The sequence below is a fragment of the Pseudoalteromonas sp. 2CM32C genome (assembly GCF_023161925.1).
GTDB classification, from domain to species: Bacteria; Pseudomonadota; Gammaproteobacteria; order Enterobacterales; family Alteromonadaceae; genus Pseudoalteromonas; species Pseudoalteromonas marina.
Genome location: NZ_JALNTI010000009.1, coordinates 1 through 1,590, shown reverse-complemented (window position 1 = coordinate 1,590; position 1,590 = coordinate 1). Strand labels below are relative to the sequence as shown.

Below are 1,590 nucleotides of genomic sequence, written 5' to 3'. Positions count from 1 at the left end.
ACCCATCGCTTTAGCCACTTGAATTTGAATCTCTTCATTCGATGAGTCTTTAAACTGCTCAATCAAGGTTATAAAGCTGTTTAGTGCATCATCAAACTTGCTTTGCTGACCATAAGTAATGCCTTGGTTAATCATTGTAATGGCATACAGCATCGGCTCTTGTTCGCTGTCAACTAGCCCTAATACCTTATTCCAGGCATTGAGAGCCTCATCATATTCACTATTAGCGAACGCATTTATACCCGCTTTAAACCATTCTTGAGCTGTTTGATATACTTTCGGTTTATTATGTTTGGTAGCTGTATTGTCTTCTTTATTTCTTTTCGAGGTAACAACATCTTTGTTTTCTGCTAAGAGGGCGTCCCAGGCTTGTTGCTGCTCTTGCTTGATTTTTTCCAGCGCAGCCCTTGCCTCTGCTTCTAATTTCTCAGCTCGCTCTTTTAGCTCAAGGCTCACCTTTTCAAGCTCAGTTTTAGTATTTGCGATTAATTTATCTTTATTATCTAGTAACCACTTTTCCATATGACTTTCTGAAGCTGTATTAGCAGCAAGCTTAGCTTCATATACCGCTCTGTTTTTTGCACTAAAACCAAGTGCGATTGCAGCAACCGTGATAATCAAACCAAAAATGGTAAATGCCATTCCCCACATATTAGTATTACTTGCTATGTCAGAAATCCGTCCATCAACTCCATTCATTTGATTAGTTTGCAGCTTTTCTTGCGTTTCGAGTTTAGTTTGTAAGTTAGCAAGTTGAGCTTTGAGTGCTTGCTGAGCGGCTTCTAAGGTCTTAAAATCATTACCGAGTGATTTTTGTTGCTGTAGCTTTTCATCCAAACTAGCAAGTTGGCTGTGCATACTAAATAATTGCTGGTATACCAAATCATGGTTATTTTGCGTATTCGGCAACGAAGGAGCTATATTTACAGGAGGTTCTACTTGCGTAGCTGCGACAATATTTATGTTCAGCAAAGTCGATAAAAATGAAAAAAGTAAGATTAAACGCATCCATCATCCCTAAAAAATAAGCCTGCTTGGCCAATACTAAATCGATAACTTATTGTAACCCTGTTAATTTAACTGAGTTTAACAATACATACCATCTAAAAATACTCACTCGTAACATAGTTTAAAGCGATACGCGCAGGAAAAAAGTTGACACTCCACATACTAGCTTCACAATAAATCGAGCATAAACTTAAATTAGGTGAAGCTTGTAAAAACTTGGATTCAAATAATAAGTACTACAAAGTAAGTATTTTTCAAATAAAAATGAAATAACCTTTTGCACGATAATTTGAAAAACGGCTTTCTCGTATTTAGAATCGTGAACTTCACCGTAGGGAGTCGCACTGCCTGTCCTTTGGAGGGTCACATGGTAAATGCGGGAGTCTCTATGCGTCGCGAATCGCTTCGATCCCCCGACCTACATGATGAGCTGTGGATGAGTGAGCATTATTTGTCATATTTCACTTTTCTGCAGACAGCAAAAAAGCCGCTTCATTTCTGAAGCGGCTTTCTACAATTTGAAGCCTGGTAATGTCCTACTTTCACATAGCAAATGCTACACTATCATCGGCGCTGTTTCGT

General features: G+C 38.6%; 1 pseudogene. It reads right to left on the bottom strand.

Annotation, left to right across the window (positions count from 1 at the left end):
* A pseudogene (locus MTF67_RS14865) lies at positions 1 to 1,008 on the bottom strand (hypothetical protein); the annotation flags it as partial.
* Between the last annotated feature and the right edge of the window lie 582 nt (positions 1,009 to 1,590).